Origin of the sequence: Pseudomonas fluorescens, from assembly GCF_001307155.1 — a bacterium.
Lineage (GTDB): Bacteria > Pseudomonadota > Gammaproteobacteria > Pseudomonadales > Pseudomonadaceae > Aquipseudomonas > Aquipseudomonas helvetica.
Genome location: NZ_CP012830.1, coordinates 1,465,303 through 1,487,393 on the forward strand (window position 1 = coordinate 1,465,303; position 22,091 = coordinate 1,487,393).

Sequence of the window (22,091 nt, forward strand, 5' to 3'; positions counted from 1 at the left end):
GCAGTGAACCGATTGCCGTCGTATCCACTGGAAACTGCCGCCCTATCTACTTGAAAGTTGAGGCCTAGCATGCGGATTACTCAAGCAACCCTCGAGCACCTGGACCTTCTGACGCCGTTGTTCGTCAAGTACCGCGAGTTTTATGGCTCGCTGCCTTATCCAGACTCGTCCCGGGCCTTTCTGGAAAAGCGCCTGCGGCGCAAGGAGTCGGTGATCTATCTGGCCCTGCCCGATGATGACGACAACAAATTGCTGGGCTTTTGTCAGCTGTACCCAAGCTTTTCGTCGCTGTCGCTCAAGCGCGTGTGGATCCTCAACGACATCTACGTCGCCGAAGATGCCCGCCGGCAACTGGTTGCCGACAACCTGATGCGCACCGCAAAGAAAATGGCCAAGGAAACCCAGGCCGTGCGCATGCGCGTCTCGACCAGCAGCGACAACAAAATTGCGCAGAAAACCTACGAATCCATCGGTTTTCGCGAAGACACCGAGTTCAAGAACTACGTTTTGCCGATCAGCGAAGAGCTCTGAGTTATTTGTGGTGAGGCGGGCTCTTGTGGCGAGGGGGCTCGCCCCCGTTGGAGTGCGAAGCGCTCCCTGGGCCTGAATTCGCGGTATGACAGATAAATAGCGCTGCCTGAATACGACTGCTTCGCAGCCGAACGGGGGCGAGCCCCCTCGCCACGAGGATCTATGTGAGTTGCCGGCACCCCAGAATTCCCCTTGGAAATCCCTCGCTACAAACTCGACACGCTTTTCACCTTTCAGTCCGTATAATCACGAACCTCACGGGTTGTAAGAAAAACTCCACAGCCCTGTAGCCCAATTTTCCAAAATATTCGCACAGGCCTGCTGAGTCGGGTCGTTACCACAGGTGCCCACCATGGATTTCAACCCGATCGACTTAATCCTGCATCTCGATGTCTACCTCGATTTGCTGGTGACCAACTACGGGCCATGGATCTACGCCATCCTGTTCATGGTGATTTTCTGCGAAACCGGCCTGGTCGTGATGCCTTTCCTGCCGGGCGACTCGTTGTTGTTCATCGCCGGCGCGGTAGCGGCCGGTGGCGGCATGGACCCGGTGCTGCTGGGCGGTTTGTTGATGCTGGCGGCGATTCTCGGTGACAGCACCAACTACCTTGTCGGGCGAACAGCCGGCGAAAAGTTGTTCAGCAATCCGAATTCAAAGATCTTCCGTCGCGACTACCTGCAACAAACCCATGACTTCTATGACAAGCATGGCGGCAAGACCGTGACCCTGGCGCGCTTCCTGCCAATCATCCGGACCTTCGCACCGTTCGTCGCCGGCGTAGGCAAAATGCCTTACCCGCGTTTCTTCGCCTTCAGCGTGTTCGGCACCATCCTCTGGGTCGGCGGCCTGGTGACCCTGGGTTATTTCTTCGGTAACGTGCCGTTCATCAAGAAGAACCTGTCGTTGCTGGTAGTGGGCATCATCCTGCTGTCGCTGGTACCGATGATCATTGGGGTGATCCGCAATCGCCTGGCCAACGCGAGTTCCAAAGCCGCGTCGCGCTGAGCGTCCATGTGGTTCCTCAACGCCTGGCGCCGCCGGCGTACGCTGGCCAAGCACCCCGTTGCCGATGAAACCTGGCAGCGGGTGCGCCAACACCTGAGTTTCCTCGACGGCCTCAGCGAGGCCGAAGACCACTGGCTGCGCGAAGCCGCCGTGCTCTTTCTGCAAGAAAAACACCTGACCTGCCTGCCCGGCGTCGAACTGCACCAGGAACAACGCCTGTTGCTCGCCGCTCAGGCGCAATTGCCGTTGCTGCACCTGGGCGACTTGAACTGGTATCAGGGTTTCCACGAAATCGTGCTCTACCCCGACGACTTCCTCAGCCCGCAGCGCCATCGCGATGCCAGTGGCGTCGAGCATGAATGGAACGGCGAGCACAGCGGCGAAGCCTGGCAACAGGGGCCGATCATTCTGGCCTGGCCGGGCGTGATGGCCAGTGGGGGCTGGGAAGGCTACAACCTGGTGATCCACGAACTGGCGCACAAACTCGACATGCTCAACGGCAATGCCAACGGCTTGCCGCCGCTGCACAGCGACATGCGCGTCAGTGAGTGGGCGAAAGTCATGCAACACGCCTACGACGACCTTAATCGCCAACTGGATCGCCATCCGCACGCCAACACCGCCATCGACCCTTACGCGGCGGAAAACCCGGCCGAGTTCTTCGCCGTCACCAGCGAATACTTCTTCAGCGCCCCGGATTTGCTGCACGCAACTTATCCACAGGTCTATCAGCAACTGCAGCTGTTTTACCGCCAGGACCCGCTGGCCAGGCTCGAGCAACTGCAAGCCACCCATCCGGGCTATCAGGCACACGACTAGCTTCCTGCCTGGGTCTATACGACCTCTGGTACGTGGCGCAGGCGACGGAATATGCCTATAATCGCCGCCACTTTTTGGTCAATCCGGCCAAGTCATTTGGCCACTTACGGGGGCACCGCCCAATGAGCTACAGCAAGATTCCGGCTGGCAAAGACCTGCCGAACGACATCTACGTCGCGATCGAGATTCCGGCCAACCACGCGCCGATCAAATACGAAATCGACAAAGACAGCGATTGCCTGTTCGTTGACCGTTTCATGGCCACCCCAATGTTCTACCCGGCCAACTACGGTTACATCCCGAACACCCTGGCTGACGACGGTGATCCCCTCGACGTGCTGGTCGTGACCCCTTACCCGGTTGCTCCAGGCTCGGTGATCCGCGCGCGTCCAGTCGGCATCCTGAACATGACCGACGACGGCGGCGGCGACGCTAAAGTCATCGCTGTTCCACACGACAAGCTGTCCCAGCTGTACGTCGACGTGAAGGAATACACTGACCTGCCAGCGCTGCTGATTCAGCAGATCGAGCACTTCTTCGCGAACTACAAAGATCTCGAAAAAGGCAAATGGGTGAAGATCGAAGGCTGGGACGGCGCAGATGCCGCTCGCGCCGCGATCATGAAGTCGGTTGCTGCCTATAAAGGCTGAGACGGCATTGGCTGAATGCCACTGACCTCTTGAAGAAACCCCGGTTATCCGGGGTTTTTTTATGAGCGTTAAAACATCAACTTAAACAGTGCGTTTAATGAAACAAAGTCTAACGTTTAGACATGTTTAATATGAACTAACAATATCCTTCACCACAGCAGAATATTCCCGCGAAGATTGATCCGGTTGTTTATTTAATCCAGCCACCCCGGCCCGTAAACTCCGTATTCATGAAAAAGCACAAATGCGGCCCACGCTTCAAAGCGCTCCTGAAAGAGGTGAACATCACCCCGACGGCATTCGCGGCTTTCTGCAACGTCGAGCCCCAGCACGTGAACAACTGGTACATCCGCGGCGTCCCCTATCCGCGCATGGACGAAATCGCCCGCCTGTTAAGCGTCAACAGCCTGTGGCTGCTCAACGGCGAAGGCCCCAGGCGCCCAGGCCCGGGCCAACTGGCCGATCAGACCGGCAACGTTTTCGACGCACAAGAAACACGCGGCGTGTACACCGTGAATATCGATTCGCTCGATGTAGAAATCCCGCTGTATAAAGAAGTCCCTATTACCGCTGGCGCCAGCGAAACCGAGGTCGTCGAAATCCCCGGTGAGTTCATCCGCCTGCCGCGAAGCCACCTCGAGAGCCTGGAGGTCGAACCGGCCCAAGCCATCTGCGTGCCCATGGTCGGCGACAGCATGTCGGAAAAAATCGAAGACGGCTCAACCCTCGCCATCGACCGCAGCCTGACCCAGGTCGTCGACGGCCAGATCTACGCCCTCGAACACGCCGGCATGCTGCGAATCAAATACCTGCACCGCCTGCCCTCCGGCGCCCTGCGACTGCGCAGCCACAACAGCAATGGCTACCCCGACGAAATCTTCAGCGCCAAACAGATCGAAGAACAAAACATCGAAATCCTCGGCTGGGTCTTCTGGTGGTCCACGCTGAACAAGCGACGGCCACCTGTACCATTTTGCTGATACCACACCGCACTTTTTAGTAGCACAACGCTCTGGGCGGCACTTCACGCTGGGAATTTCCCACAAAAATCAGTATGCTGCGCCCCACATTTGCATCGACCCGCCCTGTGCTGGTCCGATCGCACCGACAAGGCAGATGATTTTCTCGCCAAGTCCCACAGCCGGACGCAAGATCCGGGTGTACGTTTTGAAGGCTGGTACGGTTTACCAAAAATAAACCAAGCCCGTCCCCGAGAAGCCGGCCACAAGCCGGCTTTTTAATGCCTGAAATAATCCTGCCCCATAAAACCACTTGATAGCCCGGCTATTGCGGGGGTTTCAGGCATTCCCCTCCCCGATGGCGTCAAAATCACCTATCGAGGTGTCCGGTATTAGTTGACCACTGCACCCAGCTCGGTCGCTCCATCTTGCCAGCCCGGTGCAGGCGGACCATTCCCGCGCCAACCCATAAGCCGTCCATTGACTGCCCTTCCCCAAAGCGCTCAATCTATCGGGCGCCTGAGCGGGCTCGGCGGATGCCCCACGCCTCGCCCAATCCCAACGAGTCTGTAAGGACACAACCATGAGAAAGTGGCTTTCCCTGCTGTTCGCCGCAGCGGTTTTTCATCCCCCTGTTGCCTTCGCCGACTGCGCCAGCTCCCCCAAGCCCGTGGCCGAAGCTTTCTATAGCGGGTACCTGCAAAGCTTCAGTGCTGGAAAAGATCCGTTGACCGATGATGTTGCGCAGATGAAGCAGTACGTTTCGGATGAGCTGATCGACAAGATCAAAAAGCAGATGGCCAGCCCGGATGGGCTGGAAGAGGACTATTTCATCAAGGCTCAAGACTACATGGAGGAATGGCTCACCCACATCCAGGTCAGTGAGCCACTCGTGCAGGGAGCTTCAGCCAGGGAGCAGGTGACACTGGGCAATACGCCCGATACAACCCAGATCGTTGATGTGTTGCTGGTCAAGAACAATGGCTGCTGGAAGATCAATGACGTGCTGTCCACAGCGGATCAGAGTGATTGAGTGATGGCCGGTCGTTTCTTCTGAATCGCCAGGCGCACTGACGATCTACTGGACGGTGAGCCGAATAGCTCACACAATCGGCTCATCAAATGAGCCGAATAACCTCCTTATTCGGCTCACACTCAAGAGCCCTTCCCCATGGACCATCCTCGCTGGATCTGGCAACAGCCCGATTGGCCGCACTTTCACTGGCAGTCCGAGCGCTTGTCGCCGCTGTTGCGCGAGTGCGTGCTGGCGCAAGGTCGCTTGCTGGGGATGTCCAGTTATGTGGGGGCGGAACTGACCGCACAAAGTGAGCTGGATTCGTTACTTCAGAACATCGTGACCTCATCCGCCATCGAAGGCGAACAGCTTAATGTGGGTTCGGTCCGCTCTTCACTGGCCCGACGTCTGGGCCTGGAAGACGTCGGCGACAGTCGCGTGAGCAAGCGCAGTGAAGGGTTGGCGGAGTTGATGCTGGATGCCACCCAGCATTTCGCCGAGCCGCTGAACCTTGAACGTCTGCTGCGCTGGCATGAGTGGTTGTTCCCTGCTCAGGAAGAAGACTTCAGTGCACGCAATATCCGTGTCGGCGCCTTGCGTGGAGATGAGCCGATGCAGGTGGTTTCCGGCCGCCTGGATAAGCCGACCGTTCATTTCGAGGCCCCTGCGCGGGACGGCTTGGAGCAGCAGTTGGATGCCTTCCTCGACTGGTTCGAAACCAGCCGCACCAAGACACAACTCGATCCATTGCTCCGTGCCGGCATCGCGCACTTCTGGTTTGTGACCCTCCATCCGTTCGACGATGGCAACGGGCGTTTGACCCGTGCCCTCACTGACTTGGCGCTCGCTCAAGGCGAAAACCAGGTCATCCGTTTCTACGCCATGTCCGCCAGTATCCTGGATGATCGCAGCGGTTATTACCGGGTGCTGGAGACCTCTCAGAAAGCCACGCTTGATATCACCGAGTGGCTGGAGTGGTTTCTGCAAACACTATTGCGCAGCCTTCAACAGGCTATGGTTCGTATCGACCGCGTGCTCGGCAAAGCGCGCTTCTGGCAACAGCATCGAGAACATCCGCTGTCTTCAGAACAAGTCAAAGTACTCAATCGCTTGCTCGATGGCGGCGAGAACGGCTTTGAGAACGGCATCAGCGCTGCCCAGTATCAAGCCGTGGCAAAAGTATCCAAAGCCACCGCAACCCGACACTTGACGGAGTTGCTGGAGAAAGGCTGCCTGATGCGTTTGCCAGGGGGCGGTCGTAGTACTCGGTATCAGATCAGCTACCCTCCCCCTCACGGATAACTAAACGCCCGAACCAGCGTCAACTCCCCCACCGCCCGCATCGGCACGACAAACGTCTGCATCTTCTCGTCAGGCGTTCCCTCTTCTGTAATCACCGTCACCTGCGCTGTCGTCAGCGGCTGAACAGCATTCTCCTGCCCCTCTTCGCCACTGCGATAGCCGCCTCCAAAGTAATTCAGATACACCAGGTATTGCCCCTTGATCGGCGCCGGCATGGAAAAAATCTCCGGCCCGTATCCGGTGGTGACGTCGACATCCAGCGCCGCGCCATTGGGCGCCACGCGGTCGCCGTACCAGATGTGTGCGCCATCAGGGGTGATCAGGTGCAAATCCAGATCGGTGTTATCGCTGTCCCAGGACAGCAGGACCCGCAGCTTGGCCGGGGTCGCACCGCCGCTGAGGTGGAGGAATTGAGTGCGGTGGCGTTGCTGACCGTCGGGGCTGCGGACTTCGACGCTATTGCTGCCATTGGGGAATGAAAACGGGCGGTCGAAATGTCCGGCGGGGTCGAGTTTCAGCGGCATGCTGACGCCGTTGACGATGAGTTTGCCGGGCTCGTTGCGCTTGGGCGTGGCTTTGATTTGACCGTTAATGCGAGCGGTGTTGGCCTGGCCCACTGGGGTGTTGACCGAGGAAGCCGGGTAGTTGACGGTCTGACGGAAGTTTTCGCCTTCACCCTCGGCGGCACCGATGCGCCAGCCGCCGACAGGGGTGTCGAGTTTGACGGCGTCGGCTGCCATCGCCATAGGCAATGCAGTCATGGCGCAAAGGAACAGGATGACCTGTGGATAACGATGTTTCATGGCCTATTCCAGTAAAAGGTGGCGGGCGAGCCCTTCGATGTAGGTTTCGTCCTGGCCGTTGGGGTGTGCATCGAAGGCCAGGTGCAGGTATTCGTGAGTCAGGTCCAGACGATCCTGTAGCGACAGCACGCCGCGCACGTAAATGCGCTGGCGTTCGCGGTCGACATAAGGGTGGCCGAAAGCAAGGCGGCAGACGGCGAAGGTGCTGACTTCGTTGTAGCCGACTTCGCTTTCAAGGCGCTGGCGCCAGCCGCGGCGCTGCTTCTGCAGCCAGTCTTGTGCGGCGGGCAGGGCCTCGCAGGAGGCGACGGGATTGTCCCAACGGCTGAGGCTCGCGCGCGGGTAGGCGTGAAGCAGAATCGCGTCGTAGCGCTGGCCGGCACTGGCTTGTTCGACGGCTTGCTGCCAGGAGAGTTTGTCTGTGCCGGTCTGATCGGAGTGGTAAGTGACGGTGCTGCCGGCAAGAACCAGGTCGCTGGTCCAGGCGGCAATGTTGCGCGAGTCCGCCGCGGCCGGGCGTGGGGCGACGCGCTGACGACTGCTGCTGTCGTCGATGCTCAGGCAGTCACCGCTGCGGGTGGCATTTTGCAGCAGGTAGGTGCGGATCGCGACGGCCTGGGCTTTGGCAGCTTCGGCGGGCTCGGGCCGGGCTTCGCGCTGGAGGACGCGAGCGACGTATTCTTCACGGTCCAGGCGCGCGACCAGCTTTTGTGAAGGGCCGTCCTTCAATAGAAACAGCTCGCCATCGCTGTGGATGTCGAGTTGGTTACCGTTGACGAACTCGACGCGGTAGTCGCCCTGCAAGGGGCCGGGGGGCGCCACGCGATCACCTGAGAGCACGCGTTGCAGTGGATAGCGGGAGAACAGGCTGACTTCGACGCATCGCCCCGCTTGCGCAGGCCAAGTGGACGGCAACACACTGGACAGCGCCTCTGTGTAGTTACGCAGGACCCTCTGGCTGGTACCACGCCCGCCGGCCCAGATCGGCGTTCCGTCCGCCAGCCATCCGGCGAACCCGCCCTGACGCGACGAAGGATCCTGATCCCCCAGCCAACTCCAGGTTTTCACTCGCAGGCGGCCACCGAGTTCACCCACGGCATTGCCATCAGCAGCGTTCAACACCACATCCAGCAACACTCGACGGGCCTGATCCTGCGCTGGCATCAGCGCCAGGGCCTTTAACAACTCAGCCACCGAAACCCGGGTTTGCGGCTGCAACGACGGCAAATCCAGCAACCACTCCGGCGCCTGACGCGCCTGCCAATATTCCCGCCAACCGGCGTCAGTAATACCCAACCGCTGCGGCTCGAAATACAGCCCGCAGGATTTCGCCAACGCCTGATCCCGCCCAATGCTCGCGCCAGCGGTGCAGCAATACACTTCTTCTTTCGACTGCCCGCGACACTCATAAACCGGCTCACGAGCGCCGGTATCGACCAGCCACCCGTAAACGAACAGCTTCCACACACTTCCCAGCGGCGTCTGCAGCGTCTGCGGCAACGGCTCGCGCGCCATCACCTGAGTCCGGCTCAACTGCAGCAACTCACCCTTCAGAGCCAGGCGCAGCGGCTCGTCCTGCGCCGTGGCCAGCGCAGGGATCAGACACAGCAGCCACCAGACCAGAGGCCGGATCATGTCATTTAACCGTGATCTGGCCGAGGGCCGGCTTCTGTTCCAGGGCCTGGTGCTGTGGCGCATAGACCTGGGTGAAGCGTACCGGCGGCAGGTTGAACTGACCTTTTTGCGAGAAACGCACCAGATGACGCAAGCGCAATTCACCGCTCAGGGCATCGACCGGAATCGCGTAGGCCATTTGTCCCGGTTCGAAACGGGCCTTTTCCAGCGAGCTCGGCTCGCTGCCGGCCTTGCCCATGAGCTTGATGCCCCAGGTCGTACGCTCTACATCCGCACCGGGTGGCAGCGGCACTTCGAGCATGCCGTAGCGCAGTGGCTTCGCGGCGTTGCTGGCGATGATCACTTCGTCCAGGTACAGGCTGTCACTGGACAATGGCTGGGTGCCGACCGCTTCCAGCTTGAAGTTGAAGGCTTCGTCACCCGGCACCAGCCGCGACAGGCGACGGGTGATGGTCACGGCCATCGGATCGAATGCCGGTTGCTTGCTCTGGAAGCTCAACGCGGCCCGCAGCGGACGCTCCTGGGCGCCGGTCAGGGACAACACGCCAGGCACTTGCGCACCTTGCCACTGCCAGTAGATTTCGCCGGTAGCGCCCTGCCCTTGCTTCCAGCCTTCACCCGGTGTCAATGCAACAGCGGGGGAAGCCTGTTCGATGCTGCGTTGCAACCAGGTCAGCGCCAAAGCACGCTCCAGGGTCGATTGCTGCGGCAACAGGCGTTGCAACAATGTTGCCGCGTGTGCCTGATCGAAAGGTTGCAGCGACAGGTTCAAGGCTTCGACAAATGGCTGGGAGCTGGCGGCCAAACGTTGCCGGGCATCCGCCAATTGCCGATTGAAAGCGTCCGGCAGATTGACCTTCGCCTGTACGGCCATCGATGCGGTCAGCACGCGAGCACTGGCCAGACCCAGCGCCGAGTCCGGATCGCTCATGACGATGCTGTCTTGCCCCTCGTCCATCAGGTTTGCAGCATTGCCCTCGCCGGCTTTCGCCAGATCTTCCATCAAACCGCTGAGCAACGTATTCACCGGCAATTGCATCTGCCGGGCGAACGACACAATCAGCGCTCGCTGCAACAGCGGCGTGTCCTTCGCCTGTTTTGCATAGATCTCCAGCACCTGCTGCCAGTGCTCCGGCGGCAGACTCAGATCCAGCGCCTTGCTGGCGTACCAGTCGGCGTAATAAGCGTAAGCGGTGAGGAACGCGTCCGGCTCGCCATCCTGGCCCCACCAGGTGAAGCACGCGGAAGGCCCGGCCATTTGCACCAGCCGCAGACGGCTGTTCTGCATGATCAGCCGCAAGCGGTCGCGAATCCGCGGGTTCGATGACAAGGTCGGGTAAGCGATGCTCAGCGGCAGCAAACGACTGGCGGTCTGCTCGACGCCACCGTACGGGTAGCTCAACAGGTCGTCGAGGGCCGAACGGAACAGTGCTTGCGGGCTGTCATCCAGCCGCAGGCGGATATCGCTGGCATCCGCCGGCAGGGTCAGCGGTGTATCGCCGCCGAGCACATCCAGACTTTGGCTTTGAGTCACTTGCCAACCTTCACCGGTCGCGGTCAAGCGCACGGCCAGGGCGTCTGCAGTTTTGCCATTCTGCAGCAACTCGGCGGTCCACTCGCCACTGGCCAATGCAAAGGCGGGTAGCGCGATGTAGTTGATGCCGTTGTTCAGGGTCACCGGCACACGCTGATCGATGCCGCCGTAATGGCTCACCAGCTCGGCCTTGACCGGTTTCTCGGACTGGCTGAAAGCGAACACCCCGAGATCCGGTTTGTCGCCGCTGCGGAATTTGCTGGGCCCGCTCCACTTCAGGTACAGCGGTTTGTCCGAGCGCACGAATTGCTTCTTCTGACCGACCTGACCGTCATCGGCAATGGCCCGGGCGGTGATGCGCCAGCGAGTCAGGGAGTCGGGCATCTTGAAGGTGAAACGGGTCTTGCCGTTGGCGTCGGTCATCAACTCCGGCTGCCACGCCGCCGTGTCGACGTCTTCGCGGCGTGGTCGCTCCAGCACTTTCACTCCGCGCTCGCTACGGTTGGCCTTGCCTGGCGCGCCAGGGCTGCCCGGCAAGGCCACGTCGTAGCTGATGAACGACAGGCTGGCGCTGGTGCGCACGTTGTTGCGCCGTGGGTGGTAGAAGAACTGGTCGATGGTCGGCGCGACTTCCGGTTGCAACGCGTAAATCATTTCATCCACCACGCTGACCGTCAGGTGCGCCGGAACCGGCTTGCCGGCGAACCGGGTGGTCAGGTCCACCGACACGGTGTCGCCCGGCTGGTAGCTGTCCTTGTCGGTGGCAATGGTCACGTCGATCTGCGGCGCGACGACTTTGATGCCGATGTTCTGGAAGCTGTATTGGCCGCCCTTGGTGTAGAGCACGGAGAAGGTCAGGTTCGGGGCGAACGTGTCCTTCACCGCAATCCGCGCGCGGTACTGCGTGGGGCTGAGCTTTTCCATTTTCAGCCAGTCGCCGCCCTTGGACAGCAATGCCGTGGCCTCGACTTTGTCGCGCTCCAGAGACAACAGGGCATCACTGACCGGCTCGGGGAACGTGATCAGTGCCAGCGCTTCATCGCCCGCCTTGTACTCGGGTTTGTCGAGAACGATTTCCACAGTGCCTGGTACGGCTTTGACCCCGTCGCCGGTGACCGAATGGCCGGTACCACCCAGCGCACGACCGTGGTCATCCTTCAACGTCAGGTTGTAGGTACCCGGGCGATCGAACGTCAGAGCAAAACCTTTATCCGCGGCCGCGAGCTTGCCCTCGCCCTGGGTCTGGTCTTCCAGGCGCACCCAGCTGTAGGTGCTCGGGCTCAGCGCTTTGCCCTGCTCGCTGCCACCCTCGTTGGCGTAGCTGAATGCAACCTTGTCGCCTACCGCACTGAAGCGCTGCGGCGCGCTCAAGCGGAAACTTGCGGCGCCGCGGTCGATGAGGATTTCCTTGGTGGTCTTGACCCGATACGCCGCGCCGTCGCTGGCGAACACCGTGAGCATGTAGCGACTCGGTTTCTCGGCGGCCGGCAGGTCGAGCGTGGCGTTGCCCTTGGCATCGGTGGTCAGTTCGGTGCTGGTCAGCTCCACCGGGAATTGCCCGAGGTATTGCAGCTCGTTATCGACCATCGACAGTTGCTGGGCGCGCAGGCTCAGGCTCAACTTGGCGTTGGTCACGGGCTTGCCGTCCGGGTACAGCAGCACGAGGCTACCCTTGACCGGTTCGCCGGTGCGGTAATCCTGTTTGGCCAGACTCAGGGAAATCTCGAAGTGCGGCTTGATGTATTCAGCAACGCGAAAGGCACTGCTGTAGGCCTGATCCTTGTAGCTGAAGCGCAGCTCATAACCACCGGCCACAGCGTTTTCCGGCAACTGGAAGCGGCCCTGGGTACCGGCCTTGGAATCCAGCTTCAATGCCAACGATTGCAGCACGGTACCGGTGGCATCCAGCACGCTGACGTTGACGTCGGCAGCCGCTGGCAACACCGAATCCCGGGCGTTCTTGAACTCGCGACCCACGATTTTCAGCGACACCCAATCCCCCGGCCGATAGAGCGGACGGTCGGTGAATGCATAGAGTTTGGTGTCGTAGATCTCACTGTCGTAATAGAAGTTCTCGGAGACAAACACCCCGCCCTCTTCGTCTTCGCCGATCACGAAGGAACGCTCCGGGCTGACGTGTTTCAGACGCAGCAAACCATCGGCATCCGTGGCGCCACTGCTCATGACACCCAGGCCATCGGTCCACAACACATTGACCTTGGGCACCGAACTGCCTTCATGTTTGCGGGCAGCCCAGACCAGTAGTTCATCGCCAGCAATCTTGCTCACGGCCACGGTGTTGGAGACGAACACCATAGTGGTCGCACGGTACTTGCCGATCAGCGCCTCCACCAGATACAGCCCCGGCTTCAGGTTACCCAGCGGGATGTAGACATTACCCGGCGCGACACTGATGAACTCGCTGGAAGAACCCGCCAGGTTCACACCCGCAGGTGGCTGGATCGGCTTGGCCTCCCACAGCGGATAACGAAATTGGCTGACCACCGGCAAACCCGGAATCAAGGCAAATTGCGGCTGCGCGTCGTAAGGCGTGCGCGCGACGATGGCGGTGCCCATCTTCAGTTCCGGCACTTGCTCGGTGACCTGTTTGCGAGACTCGTAAGAAAACGCTCGCTGCATCACCCGACGGGATTTGCGGTACCAGCTATCCCACAGGTAAGCGAGGGTGTTCGACAGGCCTTCACCCTTGAACTGGCCGTCGCTGACCACGCGGTGCAGGTTCTTCTGACGCTTGAGGAAATCCAGCGGCTTGTCGATCCGATAGACCCGAATGTCCGCGCCGCCGTACGGCTCCATACGGTATCGGCGATAGTCGCGGCCCGGCGCTTCGAGGCGAACCATCGCCTGCTCGTCACTGGCAAAACTGCTGTCGGCCAACAGGAAAAAACTTTCACCGGCCACCGCCGTGTAGCCGCTGGGCTCGACGGAATCATCGGCATTGACCGTGGCCAAAGGGGCCAGCAAGGCCAACAACAGGGGCAGTCTTGAACAAATGCGCAACATGCGGGCACCGATCATTGGGAGAGAAAGTTCAGTCGATAGACGCCGATGAAGTTGGGGTTGGCTGCGTCGGGAATCCATCGGGTGTCCTTCCATGTCATGAGTTGCTGCAGGCTTGCGGAGCGCATGCCGTTGTCGGTTGGGGTGGTGGTGCCGGTGTGATAGGCGATGTAGCGGCCCATCCAGATCATCAGGTGCTGGTCGTCGCCCTGATCGAAAAACATCAGATCGCCAGGCCGGGCCTGGGCCAGGTCGCGGCCCACCAGACGGCTGTTGAACTGAATCAGCTTGATGGCATTGACGTAAGGTCCGACCTTGCCACCGCCCTGCTGCCATTGCTGCGCGAGGCCGCGCTGGGCGTCGCTCAATGGCAGTTCCGGCGGCAGGTAGCGGTTGGACAGGCCATTGCTACGTAGCCATTTGTCATCGTGGACTTTCAGCGCTTCGTTGGCGGCGAAACGTACCAGCCCGGCGCAGTCCTGCTGAAACCAGCGCGGGCTCGGGCCCTGGGTCAATTGTTCCTGGGCGATGCGCACGAACCAGGCGCGAAAGACCTGGGATTGCTGCGGGTCAAGCGGCGCGGCTTCGCTGGCAAATGCCCGCGTGCCGAGCAGCAGCGCCAGCAGGCCAAGGCCTCGGATGAGTGCCGTCACAGGGCTTTCCATTCCAGCGGCAGCCATTGCCAGTGGCCATCGGGCTCGCTGCCTTTGGGCAATGTCAGGGCGTATTTGCCGTAGCCGCCGAGCGTGCGCAGTTTCGGAATCAGGTAGGTTTGCGCGGCGTTGTAGAAAACCGGCTCCATGTCTTGCGGCAGGCTATCCAGGGTTTCCCGCTGCATCAGCTGTGCCATGGAATCCGGGCCAAAGTAGAGCGGCGTCAACTGATCTTTCGGCAATACGTCGGCCAGTGGCGGGAAACGTTTGTCGAGGGTGCCAAGGGCCTTGTCCACCAGTGTGTCGTCGAGGGAGAACAGCAGCGTCGAGCCGTGGCGCGCCAGGCTCACCCGCAGGAATGCCTTGGCGGCGATTGCGGCAGGCTGCTCGGCTGCCTTGGCCGGGTATTGGCCAAAGTTGGAGCTGACCTGGCGCTGCCACCGATGGGTTTCGCCTTGCTGTTTCTCGACCACCGCAAAGGCGCGTTCGGCGACGTTGCGTTCATAAGCGCCGACCATCGAGCCAAACAGCTTGCCCAGATCGCCGTCGAGCTTGGCACTGTCCTTGTCATTCAGGCTGGCGACCAGCAACGGCGTGTACAACCGTGAGTCGGCATACCAGCAGAGGCCGGCGGCACCGGCCACATGGTCGGTCAGGGCCTGGGCTACCGCTTCGTCGGCGCCGAGTTTCACCAGCAGCGGTTTTTGTTGTTCGGCGGCCAGCGGCAGGGCCACGCAGGCGCTGGCGCCCATGGGCATGGCTTGCCAGATCGGTTTGAAATCGAAGTCCGGCTGGTTTTCCAGCTCATCCATGGCCAGGAAACTGTGCCAGCCCTTGTCGTCCATGTCGAAACGCAGCCCGGCGAAGTTCGGGATGAAGCGCTGGTAGCCCATGGCTAATACGCTGGAGTTGACCGAGAGGCGTTGTTTGACCTCCGGGGCTTTAGGTTGCAGCCCAAAGGCTTCGGGGAAGAGTTTTTCACCACCCAGCAGTGCTTCCAGCGCCTGGGTCGAGACCATGCCGTGCTCGTCGGTCGGACCATGGCCCATGTCATACAGCTTGCGCGGGTTGGACAGCACCACCAGTTTGTCGCCGTGAGAAGCAAACACCAGGGCTTTGCCGGCGTTGTAGGTGAGTTGATAAACCGGCACCACATCGCCGGCGACTTTCATCTCGCCGAGCTGGCTCAACTGCGAATCATCCAGCGCCACTTTAGCCAGCGGCTCCAGCACCTTGGCCAGGCCACCGCGATCCATCACCAACAGGAAGTCCTTCAGGCGACCATCCGCCCCACGCCACAGCGCCACGTCTGTTGGCTGATCGAATAGCTGTTCGATCAGGCTGTCCTGCAACTTGAGGTCATGCTCGTAAATGATCCGGCGCAGACTGCCGATCAACCCGAGGCGATCTGCATGGGCTTCGTAATAGAAGACGAAATCTTCGGTCAGGGTTTCCTTGAGAAATGGCACTGTCAGCAAGTCCTTGGGCAACTGGCTCAAGGAACGGGTTTCCAGCAGACCGTCCGGCCGGCTCATGCCCAGTTTGTCACTGGCCAACTGCGCAGGCGGCGCCTTGGGTTTGTGCATGAACCACCCCAACCCGCCCGCCACGCCGACCACCAGGCACAGCCCGATCAGCAGCGCCGGCCAACGACGAGAGGTGTTGGCCGCAGGTGCGCCGGCGGCCGGGGAATCAGCCGGTGAAATCGTCTTATCGCTCATGTTCACGCTCATGTTCCCAAAGCTCGGCAATTCATCCGTGGTGCGGGATGTTCAATAGTTGAAAGTCTTGACCAGCAACAGATCACCGATAGCCCGCAAGGGCACGATGAACGTCTCGCGTTTTTCGTCGACGGTGTTTTCGTTGAGCACCAGATTGATCTGCGAGGTGATCACCTCGTTCTGGTTGCTGGACTCATCGAAGTTATAGCCGCCGCTGCCGAAGTTGCCCCAATAGTTCACGTAAACCAGATAGGTGCCATGCATCGGTGCAGTCATGGTGAACATTTCCGGGCCAGGGCCATCGACACCATCCGGGTCGAGGCCGCCGCCATTGGTCAACGTCGTGTGGGCGAAAAACGCATGCTGGCCGTCGGGGGTAATGATGTGCAGATCGAGTTCGGCCTTCGGATCGTCCCAACCCAGCACCACGCGAATCCGCGCCGGGGTGCGCAGGTTATTCGCTTCATAGAACTGCACGCGCTTGAGCGACTTGCCTTCGGAACTACGAACTTCGACGCTGTTGGAACCGGCACCGAACGCATACGGTCGGGTGAAACGCCCGTTGTCATCGGTGTACAGATTCAGGGGATTGCCGTTGACCGCGAGAGTGTGGGGCCCGCGTAGCGTGCCAATGGCCTTGAGCTGCCCCTCGATCATCGTGCGATTGCGCTGCACGCCCCGATCGATGGGCGGTGTGGGATAGGCGACTTGAGGGTTTTCACTGCGGTCCAGCAGGCCGTTATAGCGCCAGCCACCCACCGGTTCCGACACTTCGGCCGTGGGCCCTGCCCAGGCAGCCGAGGCGCAGACCAGTGTGATCAGCAGTGAAAGAAAACAACGCATGTGACGCCTCCTGCCATGCATAACGAAACCTTGCGCCCGGTCCTCGGCGCGTTACAGATCAAAAAACTGTGTTTCGTCAGAAAGACCCGTGGTTATTGGGTCGTAGAAAGCGCGAAGGTTAGCGATATGGACGGTTTTTAACAATCAGATACAACTAAATTTGCGGCGAGGATCACGCCCGCGGCTGGACGACGGACCGAAAAGTGGATCGATCGTCAACAGGTTCTGACATCAACGTGGCTTTTACCCCGCAACGGCTGCGCCAAATACCCCGCCCATTTGCCCCTCTCCCCCCTATCTGCTAGTGTCGCGCCGGTTTAACGTCTACCGGAAATCGCCGCCATGGCCCGCAAAAAAGCTGCACTGGATTTCGAACAATCCCTCGCCGACCTGCAAACGCTGGTCGAGCGCCTGGAGAACGGCGAGCTGTCGCTGGAAGACTCGTTGACCGCTTTTGAGCAAGGCATCGGTCTGACCCGTGATTGCCAGGCTGCGCTGGCGCAGGCCGAGCAGAAGGTTCAGGTGCTGCTTGAGCGTGATGGCGAGCTGTCCGAGGCTCCCTTTGACGCGGAACAGCCAGAATGATCGCGGCGTATTCGGCCAGCAGTCAGGCCCGGGTCAACGCGGCACTCGAAACCCTGTTCACCGCGCCGAGCCCTGAACTCGCACGTTTATATGAAGCCATGCGCTACAGCGTGATGAATGGCGGCAAACGCGTTCGTCCGTTGCTGGCCTATGCAGCCTGCGAAGCGCTGGGCGGTGAGGCTGAGCACGCCAACGGCGCAGCCTGTGCGGTGGAGCTGATCCACGCGTACTCGCTGGTACACGACGACTTGCCGGCGATGGACGACGACGATCTGCGTCGCGGCCAACCGACTACTCACAAGAAATTCGACGAAGCCTGCGCGATTCTCGCCGGTGACGGCCTGCAAAGCCTGGCATTCAGCGCTTTGCTCGACCCGCGCCTGAATTCAGCCGATGCCGAAATCCGCCTGCAAATGGTCAGCGCGCTGGCGTTGGCGGCGGGCCCGGCCGGGATGGTCGGCGGTCAGGCCATCGACCTGGGGTCAGTCGGCTTGAAGCTTGATCAAAAAGCTCTCGAATACATGCACCGGCACAAAACCGGCGCGCTGATCGAAGCCAGCGTCAAGCTTGGCGCCCTGGCCAGTGGCCGCGCCGAGAAAGACCAACTGAAATCCTTGCAGACCTATGCACAGGCCATCGGCCTGGCGTTTCAGGTGCAGGACGACATTCTCGATGTCGAAAGCGATACCGAAACCCTCGGCAAGCGCCAGGGCGCCGATATCGCCCGGGACAAACCGACTTACCCGGCACTGCTCGGCCTCGATGCGGCCAAGGCCTATGCCCTGGAACTGCGCGATCAGGCCCTGCACGCACTGCGACCGTTTGACGCGCCGGCCGAGCCGCTGCGTGATCTGGCGCGCTATATCGTCGAACGCCGCAACTGATCCGGCGCCCGTTGCCCACCGTAAATCGGCCAAGTTCCGAGCTCTGCGTGGGCAGCGTGCGATGCATCAGGTAAACTGCCGCCTCTTTTATACCTATAACGATTCGCCTGATGCCCACGACGTTTCATGAGATTCCCCGCAAGCGCCCGACCACGCCCCTGCTCGACCGTGCCAACACGCCGGACGGCCTGCGCCGGTTAGGCGAAGCCGAGCTGGAAACCCTGGCGAATGAGTTGCGCCTGGAATTGCTCTACACGGTCGGTCAGACCGGCGGGCATTTCGGTGCTGGCCTGGGTGTCATCGAGCTGACTATCGCGTTGCATTACGTTTTCGACACCCCGGACGACCGGCTGGTGTGGGACGTAGGTCATCAGGCCTATCCGCACAAGATCCTCACCGGTCGCCGCGAACGCATGGCCAGCCTGCGCCAGAAGGACGGCCTTGCGGCCTTCCCGCGTCGTTCCGAGAGCGAGTACGACACCTTTGGCGTCGGCCACTCCAGCACCTCGATCAGCGCAGCGCTGGGCATGGCGATTGCCGCTCGTCTGCAAAACAGTGATCGCAAGGCGATCGCGGTGATCGGCGACGGCGCACTGACCGCGGGCATGGCGTTCGAAGCGCTGAACCATGCGCCGGAAGTCGATGCCAACATGCTGGTGATCCTCAACGACAACGACATGTCGATCTCGCGCAACGTCGGCGGGCTGTCGAATTACCTGGCGAAAATCCTTTCCAGCCGCACTTACGCCAGCATGCGTGAAGGCAGCAAAAAGGTCCTGTCGCGCCTGCCCGGCGCCTGGGAAATCGCCCGTCGTACCGAAGAATACGCAAAAGGCATGCTGGTTCCCGGCACCCTGTTCGAAGAACTCGGCTGGAACTACATCGGCCCGATCGACGGCCATGACCTGCCGACCCTGATCGCCACCCTGCGCAACATGCGTGACCTCAAGGGCCCGCAGTTCCTGCACGTGGTGACCAAGAAAGGCAAAGGCTTCGCCCCGGCGGAAGTCGACCCGATCGGTTACCACGCGATCACCAAGCTCGAACCGCTGGACGCTCCTGCCGCCGCGCCGAAAAAAGCCGGCGGGCCAAAGTACTCCGGCGTGTTTGGCGAGTGGCTGTGCGACATGGCTGCGGCTGACCCGCGCCTGGTCGGTATCACCCCGGCAATGAAAGAAGGCTCCGACCTGGTGGCCTTCAGCGAGCGCTTCCCGCTGCGCTACTTCGACGTGGCGATTGCCGAGCAACACGCGGTCACTTTCGCGGCCGGCATGGCCTGCGAAGGCGCCAAACCGGTGGTGGCGATCTATTCGACGTTCCTGCAACGCGGTTACGACCAACTGATCCATGACGTCGCGGTGCAAAACCTCGACGTGCTGTTCGCCATCGACCGTGCAGGCCTGGTGGGCGAAGACGGCCCGACTCACGCCGGCAGTTTCGACCTGTCGTTCCTGCGCTGCATCCCCGGCATGGTGGTGATGACCCCGAGCGACGAAAACGAATTGCGCAAAATGCTCAGCACCGGCCATCTGTACAACGGCCCGGCGGCAGTGCGTTACCCGCGCGGCACCGGCCCGAATGCTCCAATCGAGAAGAACCTCGAACCGATCGAAATCGGCAAAGGCGTGATTCGTCGCCAGGGCAGCACCGTCGCCCTGCTGGTGTTCGGTGTGCAATTGGCCGAAGCACTGAAAGTCGCTGAAAAACTCGATGCGACCGTGGTCGACATGCGCTTCGTCAAACCGCTCGATGAAGCGTTGGTACGCGAGATCGCCGGCAGCCACGAGTTGCTGGTGACCATCGAAGAAAACGCCATCATGGGCGGTGCCGGTGGCGCGGTCAGCGAGTTCCTCGCCCGCGAGAACATCCTCAAGTCGATGCTGCATCTAGGCCTGCCGGACGTCTACGTCGAGCACGCCAAGCCGGCGCAAATGCTCGCCGAGTGTGGTCTGGATGAAGCGGGTATCGAAGCGTCCATTCGCGAGCGCTTGCATCTGCTGGGCCTCTAAACCGCCAGGAAGTACGCCCCCCCTGTGGCGAGGGGGCTTGTCGGAACGCCGCACCGCCCCGTTCGGCTGCGAAGCAGTCGTAAAAAAGCCAACGCGTTCCTGCTGAAGAATCGCGTTGGCTGGTTTTGGGGCTACTTCGTAGCCCAGCGGGGGCAAGCCCCCTCGCCACAAAAGCCCCCACAAAAGCCCTCCACAAAAAGCCCTCAATACTGTGCCCATGAACTTCCCCCGCCTCGCCCTGACGTTGAGCCTTTTGCCTGCCGGTCAGCTTTTGGCCGACACCTTCGAGCGCGAGCAAGCGCTGAAACTGCCGGACGTACTGATCAGCGCCAACCGCCAGGTCGAAGCGCGCAACGACAGCAGCGCCGCCAACACTGTGTTTACCCGCGACGACATCGACCGCCTGCAACCGAGCAGCATGACCGACCTGCTGAGCCGGGTGCCGGGCGTACAAGTCGCGCAAAGCGGTGGCCGCGGCAGCCTGCCGGGGATCTATATTCGCGGCACCAACTCAGCGCAAACGCTGGTATTGGTCGACGGTCAGCGCATCGGCAACTCGACGTCCGGCGACAGTAATCTGCAGCACCTGAATATCCAGCAGATCGAGCGCGTGGAAGTACTGCGTGGTTCACGCTCGGTGATTTACGGCAGCGACGCGATTGGCGGAGTGATTCAGATCTTTACCCGTCGCGGCGCCGAGTCAGGCCTGCAACCGCGCTTGCACATGGGTTTTGGCAGTCACCAGACCTGGGAGCGCAGCCTGGGCGTGTCCGGGGGCGACGCGCAAACCCGTTTCAACCTCGGTGCCAGCCTCGATGACACGACTGGGATCAATCGCACTCATACGTCCTACCCCAGCGATGACGACCATGATGCCTATCGCAACCAGTCCGTCAGCCTGAGCCTTAGCCATGCCGTCAATGACGATATCGAGGCCGGCCTGAACATCCTCGATAACCGTGGCAAAAACGAATTCGACAACCCGTTCGGTCGCTACGACATGAACACCAGTAACAGCGTCCAGCAAAAGCCCTACAACGATTTCACCGTGAGCAGCGTCAGCAGTTATGTCGACGCACGCATCAACGATGCGTGGAAGTCCCGCGTGGAACTGGGCCACAGCGAAAACCGCGAAGAGACCTTCGACAAACTCAGTGACGATCACAGCGTGTTCAACACCTATCGCAATTCGCTGAACTGGCAGAACGACCTGACGCTGAACCCACAGAACGGCCTGATTCTTGGCGGCGATTGGTATGAAGACCGGGTCAACAGCAGCACAGCGTTTGCCGAAGACAGTCGCTGGAACCGCGCGGTGTTTATCCAGCATCGCTTCCAGGCTGAAAGTTTCTCCACCGAACTGGGTCTGCGTCGCGATCAGAACCAACAGTTTGGCGGCCAGAACAGCTGGAGCGGCACCTTCACCCTGCCATTGAACCCGGACAACGACGTGCTGCTGAGCTACAGCGAAGGCTTCCGCGCGCCGACCTTCAACGACCTCTACTACCCGGACTTCAGCAACCCGCAACTGAAACCCGAAACCTCGAAAAGCTACGAGGTACAGTGGCGTAGTCAGCTGAGCGAAACCAGTCGGCTGGAAGCCTCGCTGTACCGCACCGACCTTGAAGACGCGATCATCTTCGGTAGCCATTCGCGCCCGGAAAACATCGCGTCGGCGCAGATCAATGGTTTCGAAGCCGCCCTCCGGCAGGAGTGGTTCGGCTGGCAGAGCAACCTCGGCGTTGCGGTCATCGACCCACGGGATCAAGACAGCGGCCACACCCTGGCCCGCCGTGCACGACGGACCTTGAGCCTGGATCTGGACCGTCAGTTTGATCGGCTCGGCCTCGGCGCCAGCTGGCAAGCAGTGAGCGGCAGCTATGACGACAAGGACAACCGCCAGCCGCTGGGCGGTTACGCCCTGCTCGGGTTACGCAGTCGTTGGGCGGCGAGTCACGAGGTCACGCTGGAAATGAAAGTCGATAACCTGCTGAACAAGACGTACAGCCGCGCACTCTACGAGCATGACGGTAGCCAGTACGGGTATCGGGAAGAAGGTCGGGCGTTGATGTTTGGGGTGACGTGGATGCCGCAGCTCTAAAGACCGCCTCGGTCATT

The 22,091-nt window shown here is 60.6% G+C and carries 17 protein-coding genes; 11 read left to right on the forward strand and 6 right to left on the reverse strand.

The features are described 5' to 3' along the window. Nucleotides 1-69 precede the first annotated feature (69 nt). The 7 genes from AO353_RS06580 (at nucleotide 70) to AO353_RS06610 (ending at nucleotide 6,285) form a co-directional block, all read left to right on the forward strand. Entirely contained in the window at nucleotides 70-531 is a 462-nt protein-coding gene (locus AO353_RS06580) for a GNAT family N-acetyltransferase (RefSeq protein ID WP_054594225.1), read from the forward strand. Nucleotides 532-883: 352 nt separating this feature from the next. Beyond that, nucleotides 884-1,540, forward strand: a complete 657-nt coding sequence (locus AO353_RS06585; RefSeq protein ID WP_054594226.1) for a DedA family protein — start codon at nucleotides 884-886, stop codon at nucleotides 1,538-1,540. Between the two features lie 6 nt (nucleotides 1,541-1,546). Then, nucleotides 1,547-2,359: a zinc-dependent peptidase gene (locus AO353_RS06590; protein WP_054594227.1), complete on the forward strand. Its 813-nt coding sequence runs from the start codon at nucleotides 1,547-1,549 to the stop codon at nucleotides 2,357-2,359. Nucleotides 2,360-2,481: 122 nt separating this feature from the next. Next, complete coding sequence (gene ppa / locus AO353_RS06595; protein WP_019693833.1) at nucleotides 2,482-3,009, forward strand: inorganic diphosphatase; 528 nt, start codon at nucleotides 2,482-2,484, stop codon at nucleotides 3,007-3,009. A gap of 230 nt (nucleotides 3,010-3,239) precedes the next feature. Then, nucleotides 3,240-3,989, forward strand: coding sequence for a S24 family peptidase (locus AO353_RS06600; protein ID WP_054594228.1), 750 nt, complete (start codon nucleotides 3,240-3,242; stop codon nucleotides 3,987-3,989). Nucleotides 3,990-4,551: 562 nt separating this feature from the next. Then, nucleotides 4,552-5,001: a DUF3828 domain-containing protein gene (locus AO353_RS06605; protein ID WP_054594229.1), complete on the forward strand. Its 450-nt coding sequence runs from the start codon at nucleotides 4,552-4,554 to the stop codon at nucleotides 4,999-5,001. 138 nt (nucleotides 5,002-5,139) lie between these two features. Continuing rightward, nucleotides 5,140-6,285: a Fic family protein gene (locus tag AO353_RS06610; protein WP_054594230.1), complete on the forward strand. Its 1,146-nt coding sequence runs from the start codon at nucleotides 5,140-5,142 to the stop codon at nucleotides 6,283-6,285. Here the strand turns inward: AO353_RS06610 and AO353_RS06615 are convergent. From AO353_RS06615 to AO353_RS06640, 6 genes are read right to left on the reverse strand one after another with little or no spacing between them, the layout of a single operon-like run. Beyond that, nucleotides 6,276-7,088 (reverse strand): YfaP family protein, encoded by an 813-nt coding sequence (locus tag AO353_RS06615; protein WP_054594231.1) that lies wholly within the window; start codon nucleotides 7,086-7,088, stop codon nucleotides 6,276-6,278. The two genes, AO353_RS06610 and AO353_RS06615, sit on opposite strands and share 10 nt — an antisense overlap. A gap of 3 nt (nucleotides 7,089-7,091) precedes the next feature. After that, nucleotides 7,092-8,723: a DUF2300 domain-containing protein gene (locus AO353_RS06620; protein ID WP_054594232.1), complete on the reverse strand. Its 1,632-nt coding sequence runs from the start codon at nucleotides 8,721-8,723 to the stop codon at nucleotides 7,092-7,094. Between the two features lies 1 nt (nucleotide 8,724). Further along, on the reverse strand, nucleotides 8,725-13,296 hold the full coding sequence (locus AO353_RS06625; protein WP_081013705.1) for an alpha-2-macroglobulin family protein: 4,572 nt from the start codon (nucleotides 13,294-13,296) through the stop codon (nucleotides 8,725-8,727). Beyond that, nucleotides 13,293-13,943 (reverse strand): DUF1175 domain-containing protein, encoded by a 651-nt coding sequence (locus tag AO353_RS06630; protein WP_054594233.1) that lies wholly within the window; start codon nucleotides 13,941-13,943, stop codon nucleotides 13,293-13,295. Before AO353_RS06630 ends, AO353_RS06625 begins: the two co-directional genes overlap by 4 nt. Next, nucleotides 13,928-15,652, reverse strand: coding sequence for a DUF2138 domain-containing protein (locus AO353_RS06635; protein WP_054594234.1), 1,725 nt, complete (start codon nucleotides 15,650-15,652; stop codon nucleotides 13,928-13,930). The genes AO353_RS06630 and AO353_RS06635 overlap by 16 nt, the downstream gene beginning before the upstream one ends. 51 nt (nucleotides 15,653-15,703) lie before the next feature. Next, entirely contained in the window at nucleotides 15,704-16,495 is a 792-nt protein-coding gene (locus AO353_RS06640) for a YfaP family protein (protein ID WP_054594235.1), read from the reverse strand. 342 nt (nucleotides 16,496-16,837) lie between these two features. Here AO353_RS06640 and AO353_RS06645 point away from each other — a divergent pair, with 342 nt between their 5' ends. The 4 genes from AO353_RS06645 to AO353_RS06660 all read left to right on the forward strand — a co-directional run bounded on the left by AO353_RS06645 (nucleotide 16,838) and on the right by AO353_RS06660 (nucleotide 22,074). Beyond that, complete coding sequence (locus AO353_RS06645; protein ID WP_027617730.1) at nucleotides 16,838-17,080, forward strand: exodeoxyribonuclease VII small subunit; 243 nt, start codon at nucleotides 16,838-16,840, stop codon at nucleotides 17,078-17,080. Then, complete coding sequence (gene ispA, locus AO353_RS06650; protein ID WP_054594236.1) at nucleotides 17,077-17,964, forward strand: (2E,6E)-farnesyl diphosphate synthase; 888 nt, start codon at nucleotides 17,077-17,079, stop codon at nucleotides 17,962-17,964. Before AO353_RS06645 ends, ispA begins: the two co-directional genes overlap by 4 nt. Nucleotides 17,965-18,074: 110 nt before the next feature. Beyond that, nucleotides 18,075-19,973 (forward strand): 1-deoxy-D-xylulose-5-phosphate synthase, encoded by a 1,899-nt coding sequence (gene dxs, locus AO353_RS06655; protein ID WP_054594237.1) that lies wholly within the window; start codon nucleotides 18,075-18,077, stop codon nucleotides 19,971-19,973. Between the two features lie 217 nt (nucleotides 19,974-20,190). Next, complete coding sequence (locus AO353_RS06660; RefSeq protein ID WP_054594238.1) at nucleotides 20,191-22,074, forward strand: TonB-dependent receptor domain-containing protein; 1,884 nt, start codon at nucleotides 20,191-20,193, stop codon at nucleotides 22,072-22,074. The last annotated feature ends 17 nt before the right edge of the window (nucleotides 22,075-22,091 follow it).

Bases quoted from the DNA above. Each gene is read 5' to 3' on its own strand.
- AO353_RS06580 (WP_054594225.1), top strand. From the start codon at position 70: ATGCGGATTACTCAAGCAACCCTCGAGCACCTGGACCTTCTGACGCCG.
- AO353_RS06585 (WP_054594226.1), top strand. From the start codon at position 884: ATGGATTTCAACCCGATCGACTTAATCCTGCATCTCGATGTCTACCTC.
- AO353_RS06590 (WP_054594227.1), top strand. From the start codon at position 1,547: ATGTGGTTCCTCAACGCCTGGCGCCGCCGGCGTACGCTGGCCAAGCAC.
- ppa (WP_019693833.1), top strand. From the start codon at position 2,482: ATGAGCTACAGCAAGATTCCGGCTGGCAAAGACCTGCCGAACGACATC.
- AO353_RS06600 (WP_054594228.1), top strand. From the start codon at position 3,240: ATGAAAAAGCACAAATGCGGCCCACGCTTCAAAGCGCTCCTGAAAGAG.
- AO353_RS06605 (WP_054594229.1), top strand. From the start codon at position 4,552: ATGAGAAAGTGGCTTTCCCTGCTGTTCGCCGCAGCGGTTTTTCATCCC.
- AO353_RS06610 (WP_054594230.1), top strand. From the start codon at position 5,140: ATGGACCATCCTCGCTGGATCTGGCAACAGCCCGATTGGCCGCACTTT.
- AO353_RS06615 (WP_054594231.1), bottom strand. From the start codon at position 7,088: ATGAAACATCGTTATCCACAGGTCATCCTGTTCCTTTGCGCCATGACT.
- AO353_RS06620 (WP_054594232.1), bottom strand. From the start codon at position 8,723: ATGATCCGGCCTCTGGTCTGGTGGCTGCTGTGTCTGATCCCTGCGCTG.
- AO353_RS06625 (WP_081013705.1), bottom strand. From the start codon at position 13,296: ATGATCGGTGCCCGCATGTTGCGCATTTGTTCAAGACTGCCCCTGTTG.
- AO353_RS06630 (WP_054594233.1), bottom strand. From the start codon at position 13,943: ATGGAAAGCCCTGTGACGGCACTCATCCGAGGCCTTGGCCTGCTGGCG.
- AO353_RS06635 (WP_054594234.1), bottom strand. From the start codon at position 15,652: ATGAGCGATAAGACGATTTCACCGGCTGATTCCCCGGCCGCCGGCGCA.
- AO353_RS06640 (WP_054594235.1), bottom strand. From the start codon at position 16,495: ATGCGTTGTTTTCTTTCACTGCTGATCACACTGGTCTGCGCCTCGGCT.
- AO353_RS06645 (WP_027617730.1), top strand. From the start codon at position 16,838: ATGGCCCGCAAAAAAGCTGCACTGGATTTCGAACAATCCCTCGCCGAC.
- ispA (WP_054594236.1), top strand. From the start codon at position 17,077: ATGATCGCGGCGTATTCGGCCAGCAGTCAGGCCCGGGTCAACGCGGCA.
- dxs (WP_054594237.1), top strand. From the start codon at position 18,075: ATGCCCACGACGTTTCATGAGATTCCCCGCAAGCGCCCGACCACGCCC.
- AO353_RS06660 (WP_054594238.1), top strand. From the start codon at position 20,191: ATGAACTTCCCCCGCCTCGCCCTGACGTTGAGCCTTTTGCCTGCCGGT.